Annotated in this window: 17 protein-coding genes; 13 read left to right on the top strand and 4 right to left on the bottom strand. The window is 65.0% G+C overall.

Annotation, left to right across the window (positions count from 1 at the left end; genetic code table 11):
* Positions 1-20: 20 nt before the first annotated feature.
* From HL671_RS35955 to HL671_RS35945, 3 genes are all read right to left on the bottom strand, one after another.
* A complete protein-coding gene (locus HL671_RS35955) occupies positions 21-560 on the bottom strand; it encodes a TadE/TadG family type IV pilus assembly protein (protein ID WP_012046837.1) in 540 nt (179 codons plus the stop codon).
* A gap of 297 nt (positions 561-857) precedes the next feature.
* Entirely contained in the window at positions 858-1,295 is a 438-nt protein-coding gene (locus HL671_RS35950) for a pilus assembly protein N-terminal domain-containing protein (protein WP_012046838.1), read from the bottom strand.
* A 198-nt stretch (positions 1,296-1,493) separates the two neighbouring features.
* Positions 1,494-2,321: a sterol desaturase family protein gene (locus HL671_RS35945; RefSeq protein WP_172243522.1), complete on the bottom strand. Its 828-nt coding sequence runs from the start codon at positions 2,319-2,321 to the stop codon at positions 1,494-1,496.
* A 419-nt stretch (positions 2,322-2,740) separates the two neighbouring features.
* Between HL671_RS35945 and HL671_RS35940 the strand changes: the two genes are divergently transcribed.
* The 11 genes from HL671_RS35940 (at position 2,741) to HL671_RS35895 (ending at position 12,980) form a co-directional block, all read left to right on the top strand.
* Positions 2,741-2,905, top strand: coding sequence for a Flp family type IVb pilin (locus tag HL671_RS35940; protein WP_012046840.1), 165 nt, complete (start codon positions 2,741-2,743; stop codon positions 2,903-2,905).
* A gap of 82 nt (positions 2,906-2,987) precedes the next feature.
* Entirely contained in the window at positions 2,988-3,122 is a 135-nt protein-coding gene (locus tag HL671_RS38860; RefSeq protein ID WP_256374682.1) for a hypothetical protein, read from the top strand.
* Positions 3,123-3,229: 107 nt separating this feature from the next.
* Complete coding sequence (locus tag HL671_RS35935; RefSeq protein WP_172243519.1) at positions 3,230-3,754, top strand: A24 family peptidase; 525 nt, start codon at positions 3,230-3,232, stop codon at positions 3,752-3,754.
* A 125-nt stretch (positions 3,755-3,879) separates the two neighbouring features.
* Positions 3,880-4,680, top strand: a complete 801-nt coding sequence (gene cpaB / locus HL671_RS35930) for a Flp pilus assembly protein CpaB (protein ID WP_041751730.1) — start codon at positions 3,880-3,882, stop codon at positions 4,678-4,680.
* Positions 4,681-4,697: 17 nt separating this feature from the next.
* Positions 4,698-6,170, top strand: a complete 1,473-nt coding sequence (locus HL671_RS35925) for a type II and III secretion system protein family protein (protein WP_172243516.1) — start codon at positions 4,698-4,700, stop codon at positions 6,168-6,170.
* 22 nt (positions 6,171-6,192) lie between these two features.
* Positions 6,193-6,927: a CpaD family pilus assembly protein gene (locus HL671_RS35920; RefSeq protein ID WP_012046844.1), complete on the top strand. Its 735-nt coding sequence runs from the start codon at positions 6,193-6,195 to the stop codon at positions 6,925-6,927.
* Entirely contained in the window at positions 6,924-8,192 is a 1,269-nt protein-coding gene (locus tag HL671_RS35915; RefSeq protein ID WP_172243513.1) for a CpaE/TadZ family protein, read from the top strand. Before HL671_RS35920 ends, HL671_RS35915 begins: the two co-directional genes overlap by 4 nt.
* Positions 8,193-8,213: 21 nt before the next feature.
* Positions 8,214-9,677, top strand: coding sequence for a TadA family conjugal transfer-associated ATPase (locus HL671_RS35910; RefSeq protein ID WP_083780730.1), 1,464 nt, complete (start codon positions 8,214-8,216; stop codon positions 9,675-9,677).
* Positions 9,678-9,689: 12 nt separating this feature from the next.
* On the top strand, positions 9,690-10,664 hold the full coding sequence (locus HL671_RS35905; protein WP_012046847.1) for a type II secretion system F family protein: 975 nt from the start codon (positions 9,690-9,692) through the stop codon (positions 10,662-10,664).
* Positions 10,665-10,672: 8 nt separating this feature from the next.
* Complete coding sequence (locus HL671_RS35900) at positions 10,673-11,647, top strand: type II secretion system F family protein (RefSeq protein WP_012046848.1); 975 nt, start codon at positions 10,673-10,675, stop codon at positions 11,645-11,647.
* A 73-nt stretch (positions 11,648-11,720) separates the two neighbouring features.
* Entirely contained in the window at positions 11,721-12,980 is a 1,260-nt protein-coding gene (locus HL671_RS35895) for a Zn-dependent hydrolase (RefSeq protein ID WP_172243510.1), read from the top strand.
* Here HL671_RS35895 and HL671_RS35890 read toward each other — a convergent pair.
* Positions 12,961-13,779, bottom strand: a complete 819-nt coding sequence (locus HL671_RS35890; RefSeq protein WP_172243507.1) for a tetratricopeptide repeat protein — start codon at positions 13,777-13,779, stop codon at positions 12,961-12,963. The two genes, HL671_RS35895 and HL671_RS35890, sit on opposite strands and share 20 nt — an antisense overlap.
* A 196-nt stretch (positions 13,780-13,975) precedes the next feature.
* Between HL671_RS35890 and HL671_RS35885 the strand changes: the two genes are divergently transcribed.
* Positions 13,976-15,358: a leucyl aminopeptidase family protein gene (locus tag HL671_RS35885; RefSeq protein ID WP_172243504.1), complete on the top strand. Its 1,383-nt coding sequence runs from the start codon at positions 13,976-13,978 to the stop codon at positions 15,356-15,358.
* On the top strand, positions 15,351-16,190 hold the full coding sequence (locus tag HL671_RS35880) for a C40 family peptidase (protein WP_172243501.1): 840 nt from the start codon (positions 15,351-15,353) through the stop codon (positions 16,188-16,190). Before HL671_RS35885 ends, HL671_RS35880 begins: the two co-directional genes overlap by 8 nt.
* Positions 16,191-16,310: the final 120 nt, after the last annotated feature.

Below are 16,310 nucleotides of genomic sequence, written 5' to 3'. Positions count from 1 at the left end.
TGATGGACACCTTGGCGGTCTTATGAATACGGCTCGTTCTTGAAGGCGGCCGTTCCAACCAGCAGCCGCTTGCTGCCCGAGAGGTTTGCGATGTTGTAGCCAAGCCCGGTCACGAAGATCGGCCATTGATAAAACAGCCGGACCACGACGATGTCTCCGGCGGCGCCTGGGCTGTAGGTCATGTTGTTGACGAAGTTGCCGGAATTATCGATCTGGCTGCTGATCGAGACGTCGGCGAACTTCGAGTAGCTCTTCACGTCGATATAGATCTTGTTGCAGTCGAACAGCGCCGGCACCTGGTTGCAGACATAGCTCGCAAACTGGGACTGCGTATACGACCCCTGCTGCGCCTGCCCGGTGAGGATCATGCGCGCCGAATCCTGCGTGATGGTTTCGAGCACCTGACCGGCAAAGAACATCAGGGCCGTTTCGATGATCGCGAACAGCAGCGCGAAGAAGATCGGCGCCACCAGAGCGAATTCGAGCGCGGCGGAGGCCCGCCGATTGCGCCGAAAACGTCGCAAAAGGCTGCGCAACGAGGCGATCGAGGACGATTGCATGGGTTCATCCGATTTGAGGGAGGCACGTCAACCTGGGTGAAAGAAATAGCGGAAACTTGTTGGGAAAGAGTTTCCTACGAAACGGACGAGGTGGGGCGGCGCGTCAACGATCCGCTAACCACGTGTCGAGATTGCCACGATCGTTCGTCATCCCGGCAGGCCTCACTGCGAGAGAAGGTCTCGCGGCAGAGATTTGCGCGGATCACCCATGCGCCACGACGCGCAGCGCAAGGCGGCAATGCGCCTCGCGCGATGCAGAACGCTGGTAGCGTGGCGCCGGCGGCAGCGCTGCTGGCGTCAATTGGCCTTGGGGCCGGATGCGGCGCTGCCGCTCGCCGTGCTGGACATCGTTCCGGCCTGCTCGAGCACCGACTTGAAGTAATTGTCACCATCGCCCAGCGTCACCCGACGCTGGCACACAGGCATACAGCTATAGGTCTCACGATCGACGCCGCGATAAACCGTCACCAGCCTGTCCGTCGGACCAGCCACCTGGATCTGGCGATCGACCAGCACCTGGCCGCCGCGGTCCATCGCAATGAAGTTCGTCGCCCCGTAGCTCTTGCCCGTGACGACGATGATGCCGCCGCTCTGCAGAGTGACATCCGCGATCATGGGGTTGCCGACCACCAGGGTGGCGACCCTGTCGGGCAGCTTGACCAGTTTCGCCTGATCGACATTCACGGCGATGGCCGGATCGGGATCGGCCGACGCCGCGGCAGGCCACAGCAGCATCGCGGCCACGCAAGCGCGCCATGCCAGGGAAAGATGAGGACGACACCACACACTGAACGACATTCTGGAACCCCGGGACATTGACGAGCCGTCTCAAGCGATACGCAGCGGTGACGGCGCCCGACGCGGCAAATCTGCGCTCAATTGGTGAACGATCTGCAAACGTTGCCCACTCGCCTTAAGCCTGCGGGCCGGCGTTCAGCGGCGGAAGGGAAAGACAAGCTGGCCGGCGAATTCGCCAGGCATCGCGGCTTCATCCTTGCCGTAGTTCTCCGGCAGTCGACCTTCCGGCATCCGGAACGTCCCGAACAGAATGTCCCAAAGCGGGAAGGTGCCGGCAAAGTTCGTGTTGCCGCCCTCTTCGATCGCGGTGTGGTGCCAGCGATGGAAGACCGGAGTTGCCAGGACATATTTGAAGGGTCCGAGCGTCCAGTTGAGGTTGGCGTGCACGAAGGCCGAATGGAACGTCGTGAACGGACCGACCCAGATCATCACATTCGGCGAGATGCCGGCCATCAGCAGGATCACGTCGACGGCGATCGTGCCGAGGATCAGGTTGATGGGATGAAACCGCGCCGCCGAGATCCATTCAAGGTCCTCGGAGGAGTGATGCACGGCATGATATTTCCAGAACTCGCCGCCATGGAACAGCCGGTGCGTCCAATACAGCATGAAGTCGGCGAGCACGATGAACAGCAGACCTTGCAGCCATTCCGGCAGCTGAGCCAGCGGCCCATGGCCATTTTCATAGAACGCGATCAACTCGTCTGCGTCGTGGATATTGAACACCACGCCTGCCCCGAGCACGAGCAACCCGATGCGCAGCACACGCGCGAACACCGGCACGAAGAACCAATAGACCATGTCGGTGACGAGCTCGCGCTTCTGCCACCACGGCTTGCCGGGATTGCAGGCCCAGAAATGGCTCAGGACCGAAAAGACCACAGCGAGTGCAAGGGTGATCGGCAGCACCTTCTCGATGGTCTGGCCGAGCATCAGTGCGACTTCCCATGGCAGACCGGACATCACGTGCCTCATTTCATGAACTTTCCCGAGGCGTACTCCGTCGCGCTTAAGGAGCCGTGAACCCACAGCGCGTGGGTGCTCACCGGGAGCGCAAGACGCGGATGGAAGAAATGCCGGAAAGAAGTGTGCGCATGACGGCGCATCGCATCTCGACATCGCGCTGCGCGAAGCGCCGCCGGCTGCGCGGAACCACCTCATCGAAGATGGACTCAGATGTGATTGCGCAATGTTTCAACTTTTCTTCATGCGCTTCATTCGAAATTTACTCTGCGCAATAACAGGCATTTGTCGCCGTGTTTCATCGACCGAATTAACTACGCCGAAATGCCTGCTGCCTAGGGTAGCCGCATGGTCACGGTGCTGAGAACGCCGCAACGACCAGATCATGTTCGACCAGCCACGTGTACATGGAGTTACCTATGAAGAATCTGCTTGCTCGCTTCGTGAAGGATGAATCCGGCGCGACCGCCATCGAGTACGGCCTGATCGCTGCCGGCATCTCGCTCGCGATCATTGCCGCCGTGAACGGTCTCGGCACCAGCCTGAGCTCCAAGTTCTCGTCGATCAACTCGTCGCTGAAGTAAGCGGTCGTCACGATCGAGCAAAAAGGCCCCGGCGATCCGGGGCCTTTATTGTTTTGGCGTTCTTTTCCGGTGGCGTTCAGTCATGCGTAACCACGTTCTGCCGGCCGGCGCGTCCAGGCGCTCCCTTGGTCGGACCGATGCGACGATGCGCTGGGTATGTCTCGCACTCGGCCTGTCCATCATCGTTCTCACCGCCCGCATCGTCAGCATCTGGTGAAGCCGGCCGCCGTGCTCCGGCCGTGGCAGCCGTTTTCTGATCATTTAGGTCTTGCCGCTACCGTCGCGTGACCGCCCACCCGCGCCGCTCCAATGCCGTCGGAAGCTATGACCCTTGATCTTGCGCGCCTTCTGCTGTTCCCGGCCCTGATGGCGTTCGCCGCGGCGAGCGACCTGTTCACGATGACCATCTCGAACCGCGTCTCATTCGCGCTGCTTGCGGGATTTCTGGTGCTGGCGCCGCTGAGCGGGATGGGAATGCAGGACATGCTCAGCCATGTTGGCGCCGGCGCACTCCTGCTCGTCGTCGCATTTGCCTGCTTTGCATTCGGCTGGATCGGCGGCGGCGATGCCAAGGTCGCGTCGGCGGCCGCGCTATGGTTCGGCTTCGCCCATCTGATGAACTACCTCCTCTACGCATCGATTTTCGGCGGGGTCCTGACTCTGCTGCTGATGCAGTTCCGGCAATGGCCGCTGCCGTACATGCTGGCCGGACAGCCCTGGCTTGCCCGTCTGCATGCCGGGGAGAGCGGCGTGCCCTATGGCATCGCGCTCGCCCTGGGCGCATTGATGGTCTACCCGGACACCGACTGGGTGAAGACGATCGACGCGGCGCGCTTCGCGATGCCCTGAGACACCGTGTGAACGCGGTGTTAAGGCGATTTAGATACGCCTCATTAACCATGCTTTGACGAATAACTGCTCAACTCCCATCACGGCGGCGGAAGCGTCGCGGCGTAATGTGGAAAGTGAAGCGTATGAATACCGCACGTGTTGTGGTTCTCACCATCGCTGTGGGCGCTGGCGGCGTGGCCGCATATCTCGCGAGCGGATCCGACGATCGGCCGGCTCCGGTCGCCGCTGTTGCGCCGACCGTGGAGACCGTCGAAGTCCTGGTCGCCAAATCCGACATCAACCTCGGCCAGTCGCTGAAGCCTGAACACCTGCAATGGCAGAGCTGGCCGGCGGCGACGACGAGCTCCAGCTTCATCCAGCGCAAGGATCGGTCGAAGGGCGATGCCGAGGTGACCGGCATGATTGCCCGGGCGCCGTTCATCGCCGGCGAGCCGATCCGCGAGCAGAAGCTGGTCAAGGCCGATGGCTCGGGCTTCATGGCCGCGATCCTCCCCGCCGGCATGCGCGCCGTCTCCACCGAGATCTCACCGGAGACCGGGGCCGGCGGCTTCATCCTGCCGAATGATCGGGTCGACGTGCTCTTGTCCAAGCGCGAGCGCAATCCGGAGCAGCCCAATGCCGGCGACGTCATCAGTTCGGAGATCATTCTGTCGAACATTCGCGTCCTGGCGATCGACCAGGCGCCCAAGGAAAAGGATGGCCAGACCACCGTCGTGGGCAAGACCGTCACCCTGGAACTGAAGCCGGAGCAGGCCGAGACGCTGGCGCGCGCGCGCCAGAGCGGGACCCTGTCGCTGGCCCTGCGCAGCATTGCCGACATCAACGTCGCCGAGAACCGCTCTGACGAGAACAGCCGCAGGCGCGGCGACAGCGTCGCCGTCATCCGCTTCGGCATTCCCAGCACGATGACGACGCAGAAGTGACCGAGAGGACCACCACGATGACATGCAGCGAAAATCAGCGAAAACTGCGGACCGCGATGGTTCGCGCGCTGTCGTTTTCGGCCGCCGCTGCGCTGACCTTGAATCCGGCGCTGGCGCCGGTGATCGCGGCGGATTATCGCCCGGCGGTCACGGCAGCCGCGGCCGACGGCCAGATCAATGCACGCTTCCTGGCGCTCGGCGTCGGCAAATCCGTGGTCATCGATCTGCCCCGCGACATCAAGGATGTGCTCGTCGCCGATCCGAAGATCGCCAACGCCGTGGTCCGCTCGTCGCAGCGCGCTTACATCATCGGCGCAACCGTCGGCCAGACCAACATCGTCTTCTTCGATGCCCAGGGACAGCAGATCGCGGCCTATGACATTGCGGTCAAGCGCGATCTCAACGGGGCGCGTGCCGCGCTGAAGCAGCTGCTGCCCAATTCGGACATCCAGATCGAGGGCCTCGGCGACAGCATCGTCCTGAGCGGCTCGGCCGCGAGCCAGATCGAGGCTCAGCAGGCCGGCGAGCTCGCGGCGCGACTCGCAGGCGGCGCCGACAAGGTCGTCAACTCGATCACGGTCAGAGGCCGCGATCAGGTCATGCTCAAGGTGACGGTTGCCGAGGTCCAGCGCTCCGTCGTCAAGCAGCTCGGCATCGATCTGTCGGGCCAGCTCAATTACGGCACCGCGGTGGTCAAATTCGCCAACTCCAACCCGTTCACCGCCTATGGCAGCAACCTGGTCTCCAACAATGCGATCAACGCGTCGTTCGGGTCTTCGGTTCAGGCGACGCTGCGGGCCATGGAGAACGCCGGCGTGATCCGCACGCTGGCCGAGCCGAATCTGACCGCGATCTCGGGCGAGTCGGCTACCTTCATCGCCGGCGGCGAGTTCCCGGTTCCGGCCGGCTATTCCTGCGATCCGACGACCCATGTCTGTACGACGCAGATCAGCTTCAAGAAGTTCGGCATCTCCCTCAACTTCACACCGGTCGTGTTGGCCGAGGGCCGGATTTCGCTACGGGTGATGACGGAGGTGTCCGAACTCTCCAACGAGAACTCCATCACCCTGTCGCAGGCGGTGACCTCATCGACCGTGAACTCGCTCACCGTTCCCTCGATCAAGACCCGCCGCGCCGAGACGACGCTGGAGATCCCCTCCGGCGGCGCCATGGCGATGGCCGGCCTGATCCAGCAGCAGACCAAGCAGGCGATCAGCGGCATGCCGGGCCTGATGCAGTTGCCGGTTCTCGGCACGCTGTTCCGCAGCCGCGACTACGTCAACAACCAGACCGAACTGATGGTGCTGGTGACGCCGTTCGTCGTGCGCGCCGTCGCGCAGAAGGATCTCTCACGTCCCGACGACGGCTTCGCCGCAGCATCCGATCGGCAAGCCGATCTTCTGGGCAGCATCAATCGCATCTATGGCGTGCCCGGCCGGGTCGAACCCGGACGCAGCTATCGCGGCACCTACGGTTTCATCACGGACTGAGCTGGGACAAGGACCTGCAACGATGACCACGAAATCCAGCCCCGCTCGCCGCCTGCCTCTCGCCGCCATGCTGACCGCGACGGCCGCCCTGCTCGGCGCCTGCAACCACGCCAGGGACGACGCCATGACGGCGAGCATCCCTGACGACTACCGGCTGCGCCATCCGATCGCCGTCCAGGAAGCTCCCGACTCGCTCGTCGTCTTCGTCGGTCAAGGCCGTGGCGGCCTAACCGCCGAGCAGCGCGCGGAAGTGATGGCGCTGGCGCAGAGCTGGCTTCGCCAGGGCACCGGCGCGATCAGCGCCGACGTGCCAACCGGCACGCCGAATGCGCGCGCGGCCGGCGATTCCATGCGCGAGATTCAATCGCTGTTCGCTGCCGCCGGCGTCCCGCCGCATGGCCTCACCGTGCGGAACTATCAGCCCAAGGACCCGCGCCAGATGGCGGCGATCCGCCTGAGCTATCCGAAAATGTCGGCGACGGCAGGCCCGTGCGGCGTCTGGCCTGACGATCTCGGCCCCACGATCAAGAACAAGAACTGGTTCGAGAACAAGCCGGACTGGAACTTCGGTTGCGCCTACCAGCGCAATATGGCCGCGATGGTCGACAACCCCGCCGATCTGGTGCAGCCGCGCGCCGAGACGCCGTCCTACACCACGCGGCGCACCGCGCTGTTCGACAAATACCGCAAGGGATCGTCAACCGCGATCACCTATCCCGAAGCCGATAAGGCCAAACTCAGCGACACAGGCAAATGATCAGCTACGCCCGACAGACCCCAGAGGAGCAGCCCGACGTCGTGCCGCCGCCGGCCGACGATCATATCGCGCCGGCCCCGCGCGTGTCGGTGCAGGCGTTCTGCGAGACGGTCGAGACGGCCGCCACGGTTCAGGCCGCCGGTGAGGACCGGCGCCTGGGCAAGGCGCATCTGAAGGTCCAGATGGGCGGCATGGCCGCGGCCATCGAGGCCTATCGCTCGGCGCCGACCCCCAACGTGATCATCCTCGAGACCGATGCGCGCTCCGACATCCTCACCGGCCTCGATCAGCTCGCGACCGTCTGCGATCCGGGCACCCGCGTCGTCGTGATCGGCCGCGTCAATGATGTCACGCTGTACCGCGAACTGGTGCGCCGCGGCGTCAGCGATTACGTGCTGTCTCCCGTCACGCCGATCGATGTCGTGCGCTCGATCTGCAACCTGTTCTCCGCGCCCGAGGCCAAGGCGGTCGGCCGCATCATCGCCGTCGTTGGCGCCAAGGGCGGCGTCGGCGCGTCGACCATCGCGCATAACGTCGCCTGGGCGATCGCCCGCGACCTCTCGATGGATTCCGTCGTCGCCGACCTCGACCTCGCCTTCGGTACGGCCGGTCTCGACTACAACCAGGATCCCGCACAAGGCATCGCCGACGCCGTGTTCTCGCCGGACCGAATCGACATTGCCTTCATGGACCGGCTGCTGTCCAAATGCACCGATCATCTGAGCCTGCTCGCGGCACCTGCCACGCTCGACCGGGTCTACGATTTCGGCGTCGAGGCGTTCGATGCGATCTTCGATACGCTCCGGGCCTCGATGCCGTGTATCGTGCTCGATGTTCCCCACCAATGGTCGGGCTGGACCAAGCGGGCGCTGATCAGCGCGGACGACATCCTCATCGTGGCCGCGCCGGACCTTGCCTCCTTGCGCAACACCAAGAACATCTACGACCTGCTCAAGGCCGCGCGCCCGAACGACCGCATGCCGCTGTACTGCCTGAACCAGGTCGGCGTTCCCAAGCGGCCGGAGATCAATGCGAGCGAATTCGCCAAGGCGATCGAGAGCCAGCCGATCGCCTCGATACCGTTCGAGCCTCAGGTCTTCGGTGCGGCCGCGAACAACGGCCAGATGATTGCGGAGATGTCGCCCAATCATCGGACCACTGAGATGTTTCTGCAGATCGCCCAGCGGCTGACCGGCCGCAGCGAGACCAAGAAGCCGAAAGGCTCCTTCCTGTCACCTCTGCTCGACAAGCTGAGGTCGAAGTAAGCACGCGTGGAGTTCTAGGTCGTGTTTGGTAAGCGTAGCGGATTGGACAACGATACCAGGGCTCCCAGGCCGGCTGCGCCTGCGCCCGAGCCGGCGCCGGCGGCGCCGCGCGCGGCTGCTCCGACGGTCGCCTCGCCGCCTTTGTCTCCGGCCCGGCAGGCGCCTCCGCCCCCGCCCCCCGTGGTGGAAGCCCGGCGTTCGGACAATTACTACCAGGTCAAGGCGACGATCTTCGGCGCGCTGATCGAGGCGATCGACCTCGCCCAGCTTGCCAAGCTCGACGGCGAGTCGGCGCGCGAGGAAATCCGCGACATCGTCAACGAGATCATTGCGATCAAGAATATCGTGATGTCGATCGCGGAGCAGGAAGAACTGCTCGACGACATCTGCAACGACGTGCTCGGCTACGGTCCGCTCGAGCCGCTGCTGTCACGCGACGACATCGCCGACATCATGGTCAACGGCGCCGGCACGGTCTACATCGAGGTCGCCGGCAAGATCCAGCGCACCGGCATCCGCTTCCGCGACAACCAGCAACTGCTGAACATCTGCCAGCGCATCGTCAGCCAGGTCGGCCGCCGCGTCGACGAATCCTCGCCGATCTGCGACGCCCGTCTCGCCGACGGCTCCCGCGTCAACGCCATCGTGCCGCCGCTGGCGATCGATGGGCCTGCGCTCACCATTCGTAAGTTCAAAAAGGACAAGCTGACGCTCGATCAGCTGGTCAAGTTCGGCGCGATCTCGCCGGAAGGCGCGGAGATCCTGCAGATCATCGGTCGCGTCCGCTGCAACGTGCTGATCTCCGGCGGTACCGGTTCCGGCAAGACCACGCTGTTGAACTGCCTCACAAACTACATCGATCACGACGAACGCATCATTACCTGCGAGGACGCGGCCGAACTCCAGCTGCAGCAGCCGCATGTGGTCCGCCTGGAAACACGGCCGCCGAACATCGAGGGCGAAGGCCAGGTCACGATGCGCGAGCTGGTCCGAAACTGCCTGCGTATGCGTCCTGAACGCATCATCGTCGGCGAGGTCCGCGGCCCGGAGGCATTCGATCTCCTCCAGGCCATGAACACCGGTCACGACGGCTCGATGGGCACCCTGCACGCCAACAACCCGCGCGAGGCGCTGTCGCGCTGCGAATCCATGATCACGATGGGCGGCTTCTCGCTGCCATCGCGGACCATTCGCGAGATGATCTGCGCATCGATCGACGTGATCGTCCAGGCGGCGCGCCTCCGTGACGGCTCCCGCCGCATCACCCACATCACCGAGGTGATGGGGATGGAAGGCGACACCATCATCACGCAGGACATCTTCCTCTACGACATGATCGGCGAGGACGCGAACGGCAAGATCATCGGACGCCATCGCTCCACCGGCATCGGCCGTCCCCGCTTCTGGGAGCGCGCGCGCTATTATGGCGAAGAGAAGCGGCTGGCGGCGGCGCTCGACGCCGCCGAAGTCGCGAGCAAGGACTAAGGGAGCGGCGCCATGAAGCTTCAGGTTCTCGCCCTGGCCTTTCTCGCCGCCACCGCGATCGGCGGCATCGCCTGGGTGTTCCTCTATCCCATGCTGTCGGGAGAACGGAAGGCCGAGCAGCGGCGCAGCAGTGTCGCCAAATCGGAGCCGGTGGTTCGCCAGGCGGAACGCAATCAGCGCTCACGCCGCGAGCAGGTCGAGTCCTCGCTGAAGGATCTCGAAGCCAAAGCGCAGAAGCAGAGCAAGGTGCCGCTGAACCTGCGGATCTCGCAGGCCGGACTTGACTGGACGGTGCAGAAATTCTGGATCATTTCCGGAGTGCTCGGTTTCATGGCCGCCGCAATCGCCTTCTTCGGCGGCGGCGGCCCGCTTGGCGCCCTCGGTCTCGGCTTCGCCGCGGGCTTCGGTTTGCCGCGCTGGATCCTGAACTTCCTGAAAAAGCGCCGCGAAAAGAAGTTTCTGGCAGCCCTGCCCGACGCCGTCGACGTCATCGTCCGCGGCATCAAGGCCGGCCTGCCGCTGTTCGAGTCCATCAAGGTGGTCGCGGCCGACGCCCCCGAGCCGCTGCGCAGCGAGTTCCTCGCCATCATCGAGACGCAGGCGATCGGCATGCCGCTCGGCGAGGCCTGCGCGCGGCTCTATGAGCGCATGCCGCTGCCGGAAGCCAATTTCTTCGGCATCGTCGTCGCGATCCAGCAGAAGTCGGGCGGCAACCTGTCCGAGGCGCTGGGCAACCTGTCCAAGGTGCTGCGCGACCGCAAGAAGATGGCCGAGAAGATTCAGGCGATGTCGATGGAAGCGAAGGCCTCCGCCGGCATCATCGGATCGCTGCCGCCGATCGTGATGCTGCTGGTCTATCTCAGCACGCCCGACTACATCTCCCTGCTGTGGACCCATCCCACCGGCCAGCTGATGCTGGTCGGCTGCGTGGTGTGGATGTCCATGGGCATCTTTGTCATGAAGAAGATGATCAACTTCGATTTCTGAGGTGGACCATGGTCGACTTTCTGGTCACCAAGCTGCACGACCCGCACTTCATGACGATGCTGTTCGCCGCCATCGCGGCGAGCGCAACCGTCTATACGCTGATCATGCCGCTGTTCGCGGGCGAGAACCTGAACAAGCGCATGAAGGCGGTGGCGAGCGAGCGCGAGCGGATCAAGCAGCGCGAACGCGAGCGGATGAATGCCGGCGAGAAGGTGTCGCTGCGCCAGACCCCGAAGCAGCTGGTTGCCAAGGTGGTGGATGATTTCAACCTCACCAAATGGCTGGCGCAGGAGGCGGCGCGCGAGAAGCTGATCATGGCCGGCTATCGCGGTCAGGCGCCCTACATCACATTCCTGTTCGCGCGGCTCGTCACGCCCGTGGTGTTGTTCGTCGGCTCCGTGCTCTATGTCTTCGTGATCGCCAATCTGCAGAAGTCGTTGCCGATCAAGATCGGCATCTGCATCGGCATGGCCTATCTCGGCTTGCAGGCGCCGATGCTGTTCCTGAGCAACGCGATCTCAAAGCGCCAACTGTCGATCAAGCGTGCCTTCCCCGATGCGCTGGATCTTCTGCTGATCTGCATCGAGTCCGGCATGTCGATCGAGGCCGCCTTCCGCAAGGTGTCGATGGAGATCGCCAGCCAGTCGATCGCGCTCTCCGAGGAGTTCACGCTGACCACCGCCGAGCTCTCTTATCTGCAGGACCGCAAGGTCGCCTATGAGAACCTCGCGCGCCGCACCGGCCTCGAGGGCGTGAAGTCCGTCTGCCTCGCGCTCCAGCAATCCGAACGCTACGGGACCCCGCTCGGTCAATCGCTGCGGGTGATGGCGCAGGAGAACCGCGACATGCGCATGAACGAAGCCGAGAAGAAGGCTGCGGCGCTGCCGCCGAAGCTGACGGTGCCGATGATCCTGTTCTTCCTGCCGGTGCTGTTCGTGGTCATTCTGGGACCGACCGGCATCAAGGTCGCCGCGATGCAGTAGCGGGCGGAGATTTTGCTTGCAGACGACGACGGCAGCTGGAAGCTAGGCGGAGCATGATCGAGGTCTCCGCCTGATGTCCGCCCAGTTCCGCCGCGCCGATGGCGCCCGCGTCCTCGCCGATCTCAACGCGCTGCGCGCGTTCGGACGCTACAAGACCGGCGTCCACCGTCCGACCTTCTCCGAAGCGCACCGTCAATCCTTGAGCTGGCTGGCCGAGCGGCTGCCCGACGCGCAGCTCACGCCCACCATCGACGGCATCGGCAATGTGCTCGGCACCAGCGCCAAGCCCGGCCCGAAGCTGCTGGCGGGATCGCATCTGGAGAGCCAGAACCATGCCGGCTGGCTCGATGGTCCGTTGGGGGTGATCTACGCGCTCGAGGCCGCACGCGTGCTCAATCCCGATCCGTCGATCCCGGGAGCGGTGGAAGTCGCCTCCTGGTGCGACGAAGAGGGCCATTTCGGCAGCTTCCTCGGCAGCCGCTCCTATGTGGGCCAGGTCAGCGAGGCCGACATCGACGCCGCCCGCGACCGCAGCAGCCCGCGCAGCATGCGCGAGGCCTTGACCGAGATGGGCCTTGCCGGCCGGCCGCGCCTGCAGGCCGAGCGCGGCCGCCACATCGGCTATCTCGAGGCTCACATCGAGCAGGGCGACACGCTCGAACACAGCGAGCTCAAGATCGGCATCGTCACCTCGATCGTCGGCATCTGGCAATACCGCATCGTTTTTGCGGGCGAGCAGAACCATGCGGGGACCACGCGGATGGCGGTGCGCAAGGACGCCGGCCTGGCTCTGGCCAGGTTCTGCGTTGCGATCGACGCCCGCTTTCCGGCCGCCTGCGGCCCGCGCACGGTGTGGACCACCGGGCGCATCACCCTCGATCCCGGCGCGCCGAGCATCATTCCGGGGCGGGCCGAGATGTTGTTCCAGATCCGCGACGACGATCCCGCCGTCATCGCGCGGCTGGAGCAGTTGCTGCACGCCCTCGCCGATGCGGACTCCGCTTCAGGCTCCTGTCAGATCGCCGTCGAGCGCATCCGCACCGGGGCGCCGGCGATGATGGATGCCGCGTTCCAGGATACGATCGAGGCTGCGAGCCGCGATCTCGCCGGCGGTCGGTCGCTGCGGATGCCGAGTGGCGCCGGCCACGACGCGCAGGTGCTGGCCACCATCATGCCGGCCGGCATGTTGTTCGTGCCGTCGATCGGCGGCGTCAGCCATCACTGGACCGAGAACACCGCCGACGCCGACATCGTCACCGGGGCCGATGTGTTCGTCGAGACCTGCCGTCGCCTGCTCGCGGACGCGGCGTCGATCATTCCTCAGGCTGGCTGAGCGCCGCGACCGGCGCGCCGGGCCGTGACTTGGCCTTGCCGCGGCCTTGGCTCTGCCCCTGGATCATCTCCTTGAGATAGGCGACGTTGGCGGCGGCCTCGTCGGGCGGCAGGTCGGCACGCGCGATCTGCTCGGCCTCGCTGAAGCGTCCCTGCAGGCCGACCACGAGGGCAAGGTTCTGGCGCACCCGCGCATCCGCCTGTTGCGAGCCATAGGCCTGACGCAACACTTCCTCCGCCTTCGGCAGCTCCCGCGTCAGCATGTAGGACAGGCCGAGATTGGACAGCACCGACGGCTCGCCCGGAACGATCTTGAGCGCGCTCTCATAATAGCGCCGCGCCTCGTCGTGACGGCCCATCTGGTCGAGCGCGGTGCCCTGCACCGACAGCAGCCGCCAATCGGGGTTGTCGGGCGAGTGCGCGCGGGACAGCACGTCGAAGGCCAGTTTGAAATTGCCATTGTCGGCGAGCGCCCGGCCATAGGCGGCGAGCACGGTCTTGTTGCCGGGATTGGCCAACGTCGCCTGCTCCAGAACGGCGACCGCCTGCTCGCGCTGGCCATTGTTGCGCAACGCCTGGCCATAGGCGACCGCGGCAACCGCATCCTTCGGGTTGGCGCGATAGCGCTCGCCATACACGTCGGCCGCCCGTTGCGGGGTCGCCGGTGGCGGCGGCTCGGCACGGCTTTTCAGCGATCCCGTGACGTCGGACACGGTCTGGCAACCGCCGAGGCCGGCAGCGAGAAGTGCGAGGAGTGCGGCCGACGCAAGGAGCCGGCTGAGGGGAGGCTGCTGACGCATGTCACTTGAACTTTGGGGACGAGCGAAATGAACGCGCCAGCAATAAACTGTTAACGCTAACAGCCGGTTAATGGCATGAACCGGGCGCGGATGGCAGCTCTGCGTCGACATCCGGGCGATGCCGCCGGTGCGATTGCAGCGGCCGTCAAACTCTGCGAAGTCTGCCGGCAGCGCGACCGTCAAGGACTTGGAAGACATGCCATCGATCTTCGAGACCGCCCCCGCCCCATCGGCCATTCCCATCACCTTCGTGACGAAATCGAGCTGGCCGGCCCTCCGCGACACGCTGCCGGCGGAAGCCCGTAATTTCGCCGAGGCCAATGCTTACGCGGCCAAGCCCGGCAGCTGCCTGATCCTCCCTGGTGCGGATGGCCGTATCGCGCAGGTGCTGTTCGGCATCGAGGACAGCGATGCCAAGCACTGCGACCCGTTCCGGGCCGGCAGCCTGCCCGGCCTGCTGCCCGCGGGCACCTACCGCTTCGACAATGCGCCGCATGATCCGCGGCTGGCCGCGCTCGCTTTCGCGCTCGGCAGCTATCGCTTCGGCCGCTATCGCAAGGCGGAGAGTCCGGAGGTCCGCCTCGTGCCGCCCGACGGCGTCGCAGCCGCCGAGCTCGATCGGCTGGCAGATGCCGCGAGCCTGGCGCGCGATCTCGTCAACACGCCATCCAACGACATGGGGCCGGAGGAACTGGAAGCGGCCGCAAAACAGGTCGCCGAGCGCTTCGGCGCCCGTTTCACCAGCATCATCGGCGACGACCTGCTGCAGCAGAATTTTCCGCTCATTCACGCCGTCGGCCGCGCCTCGACCAGGGCGCCACGCCTGATCGAGCTGATCTGGGGCGATCCGGCGCATCCCAAGGTGACGCTCGTCGGCAAGGGCGTCTGCTTCGACACCGGCGGGCTCGATCTCAAGCCGTCGAGCAGCATGCTGCTGATGAAGAAGGACATGGGCGGCGCCGCCAATGTGCTGGCGCTGGCGCAGATGGTGATGGACGCGAAGCTCAAGCTGCATCTGCGCGTGCTGATTCCGACGGTCGAGAACGCGGTCGCCGGCAACGCCTTCCGCCCGCTCGACGTCTTCCCCTCGCGCAAGGGCCTCACGGTCGAGATCGGCAACACCGATGCCGAGGGCCGGCTGATCCTCGCCGATGCGCTGGCGCTCGCCGACGAGGACAAGCCGGATCTGCTCATCGACATGGGCACGCTGACCGGGGCCGCGCGCGTCGCGCTAGGTCCTGATCTGCCGCCGTTCTACACCCAGGACGAGACGCTCGCCGCTGATGTCGCGCGCTGCGCGGCTTCCGAGAACGATCCGCTGTGGCGGATGCCACTGTGGGCGCCCTATGACAGCTGGCTCGACTCCAAGGTTGCGACCCTCAACAACGCGCCGTCGGGCGGCTTCGCCGGCTCGATCACCTGCGCGCTGTTCCTGCAGCGCTTCGTCGAACATGCCAGGAGCTGGCTGCATCTCGATATCTTCGCCTGGACGCCGTCGGCCAAGCCAGGACGGCCCGAAGGCGGCGAGTGCCAGGCGGCGCGCGCACTCTACAAGCTCCTGAGCGAGCGCTATGGCTGATCCCCGCCTCACGCCGGCGCGCGGCGACATCGCCGCCAAGCATCTCGAAGGCCAGGTCATCGCTGATCGCTTCGTCCAAGGCGAGACGCTTGTCGTCGGCGATCCGATCGCGCCGCTGCGACAGCAGCCCTTCACGGGCGCCGAGTTGGCGACGCAGGCGCTGAAGGGCGAGCGCGTCACGATCTACGATCGCAACGGCGAAGGCTGGGCCTGGGGACAGCTCGCAGCCGATCACTATGTCGGCTGGTTGCCGGAAGCTGCGCTGGCTGCGTCCGCTGCCGCACCGACCCACAAGATCAGCGCGCTGCGCAGCTTCGCATTTCCCGGACCGTCGATCAAGCTGCCGCCGGTCGAGACGCTGCCGATGGCATCGACGCTCGCGGTGACGCGCGAGGAGGCGAGCTTCGTCGTGACGCATGAAGGCTGGTTCGTGCCGAAGCAGCATGTAGTTGGTCTCGACCATATCGAGCCCGACTACGTTGCGATTGCCGAGCGCTTCGTCGGCACGCCCTATCTCTGGGGCGGCAAGACCAGCCTCGGCATCGACTGTTCGGGACTCGTGCAGCTCTCGCTGAATGCTGCGGGCATGGAGTGCCCGCGCGACAGCGACCTGCAGCTCGCCGCGCTCGGACGCGCGCTTGCGGCCGGCGACCCGCTCCGCCGCGGCGATCTCATCTTCTGGAAGGGGCACGTCGCCATTATCAAGGATGCCGACACGCTCGTGCACGCCAATGCGTTTCACATGGCGACGGCGATCGAGCCGATCAGTGCAGCGATTGCGCGCATCAAGGCCAGCCGCAGCGACGTGCTCGCGATCAAGCGGCTCGCTTGAGGTTATCTCATCGCGCTGACGCGTCCTCGCCCCGATGACCTGAGAGACACACGCTCCTCCCTCCGTCATTGCGAGCGCGAGTGTTCAGCCCGGGGACATGGCTGACAGGTGTTCGGAGAC

Origin of the sequence: Bradyrhizobium denitrificans (genome assembly GCF_013179005.1) — a bacterium.
GTDB lineage: Bacteria > Pseudomonadota > Alphaproteobacteria > Rhizobiales > Xanthobacteraceae > Bradyrhizobium > Bradyrhizobium denitrificans.
Note: the sequence above shows the minus strand (reverse complement) of the source record. Positions and strands in the feature narration are given on the sequence as shown.

What these genes read in the sequence shown, in the direction of transcription:
- HL671_RS35955 (WP_012046837.1), bottom strand. Translation starts at nt 560, where the DNA reads ATGCAATCGTCCTCGATCGCCTCGTTGCGCAGCCTTTTGCGACGTTTT.
- HL671_RS35950 (WP_012046838.1), bottom strand. Translation starts at nt 1,295, where the DNA reads ATGCTGCTGTGGCCTGCCGCGGCGTCGGCCGATCCCGATCCGGCCATC.
- HL671_RS35945 (WP_172243522.1), bottom strand. Translation starts at nt 2,321, where the DNA reads ATGTCCGGTCTGCCATGGGAAGTCGCACTGATGCTCGGCCAGACCATC.
- HL671_RS35940 (WP_012046840.1), top strand. Translation starts at nt 2,741, where the DNA reads ATGAAGAATCTGCTTGCTCGCTTCGTGAAGGATGAATCCGGCGCGACC.
- HL671_RS38860 (WP_256374682.1), top strand. Translation starts at nt 2,988, where the DNA reads ATGCGTAACCACGTTCTGCCGGCCGGCGCGTCCAGGCGCTCCCTTGGT.
- HL671_RS35935 (WP_172243519.1), top strand. Translation starts at nt 3,230, where the DNA reads ATGACCCTTGATCTTGCGCGCCTTCTGCTGTTCCCGGCCCTGATGGCG.
- cpaB (WP_041751730.1), top strand. Translation starts at nt 3,880, where the DNA reads ATGAATACCGCACGTGTTGTGGTTCTCACCATCGCTGTGGGCGCTGGC.
- HL671_RS35925 (WP_172243516.1), top strand. Translation starts at nt 4,698, where the DNA reads ATGACATGCAGCGAAAATCAGCGAAAACTGCGGACCGCGATGGTTCGC.
- HL671_RS35920 (WP_012046844.1), top strand. Translation starts at nt 6,193, where the DNA reads ATGACCACGAAATCCAGCCCCGCTCGCCGCCTGCCTCTCGCCGCCATG.
- HL671_RS35915 (WP_172243513.1), top strand. Translation starts at nt 6,924, where the DNA reads ATGATCAGCTACGCCCGACAGACCCCAGAGGAGCAGCCCGACGTCGTG.
- HL671_RS35905 (WP_012046847.1), top strand. Translation starts at nt 9,690, where the DNA reads ATGAAGCTTCAGGTTCTCGCCCTGGCCTTTCTCGCCGCCACCGCGATC.
- HL671_RS35900 (WP_012046848.1), top strand. Translation starts at nt 10,673, where the DNA reads ATGGTCGACTTTCTGGTCACCAAGCTGCACGACCCGCACTTCATGACG.
- HL671_RS35895 (WP_172243510.1), top strand. Translation starts at nt 11,721, where the DNA reads ATGTCCGCCCAGTTCCGCCGCGCCGATGGCGCCCGCGTCCTCGCCGAT.
- HL671_RS35890 (WP_172243507.1), bottom strand. Translation starts at nt 13,779, where the DNA reads ATGCGTCAGCAGCCTCCCCTCAGCCGGCTCCTTGCGTCGGCCGCACTC.
- HL671_RS35885 (WP_172243504.1), top strand. Translation starts at nt 13,976, where the DNA reads ATGCCATCGATCTTCGAGACCGCCCCCGCCCCATCGGCCATTCCCATC.
- HL671_RS35880 (WP_172243501.1), top strand. Translation starts at nt 15,351, where the DNA reads ATGGCTGATCCCCGCCTCACGCCGGCGCGCGGCGACATCGCCGCCAAG.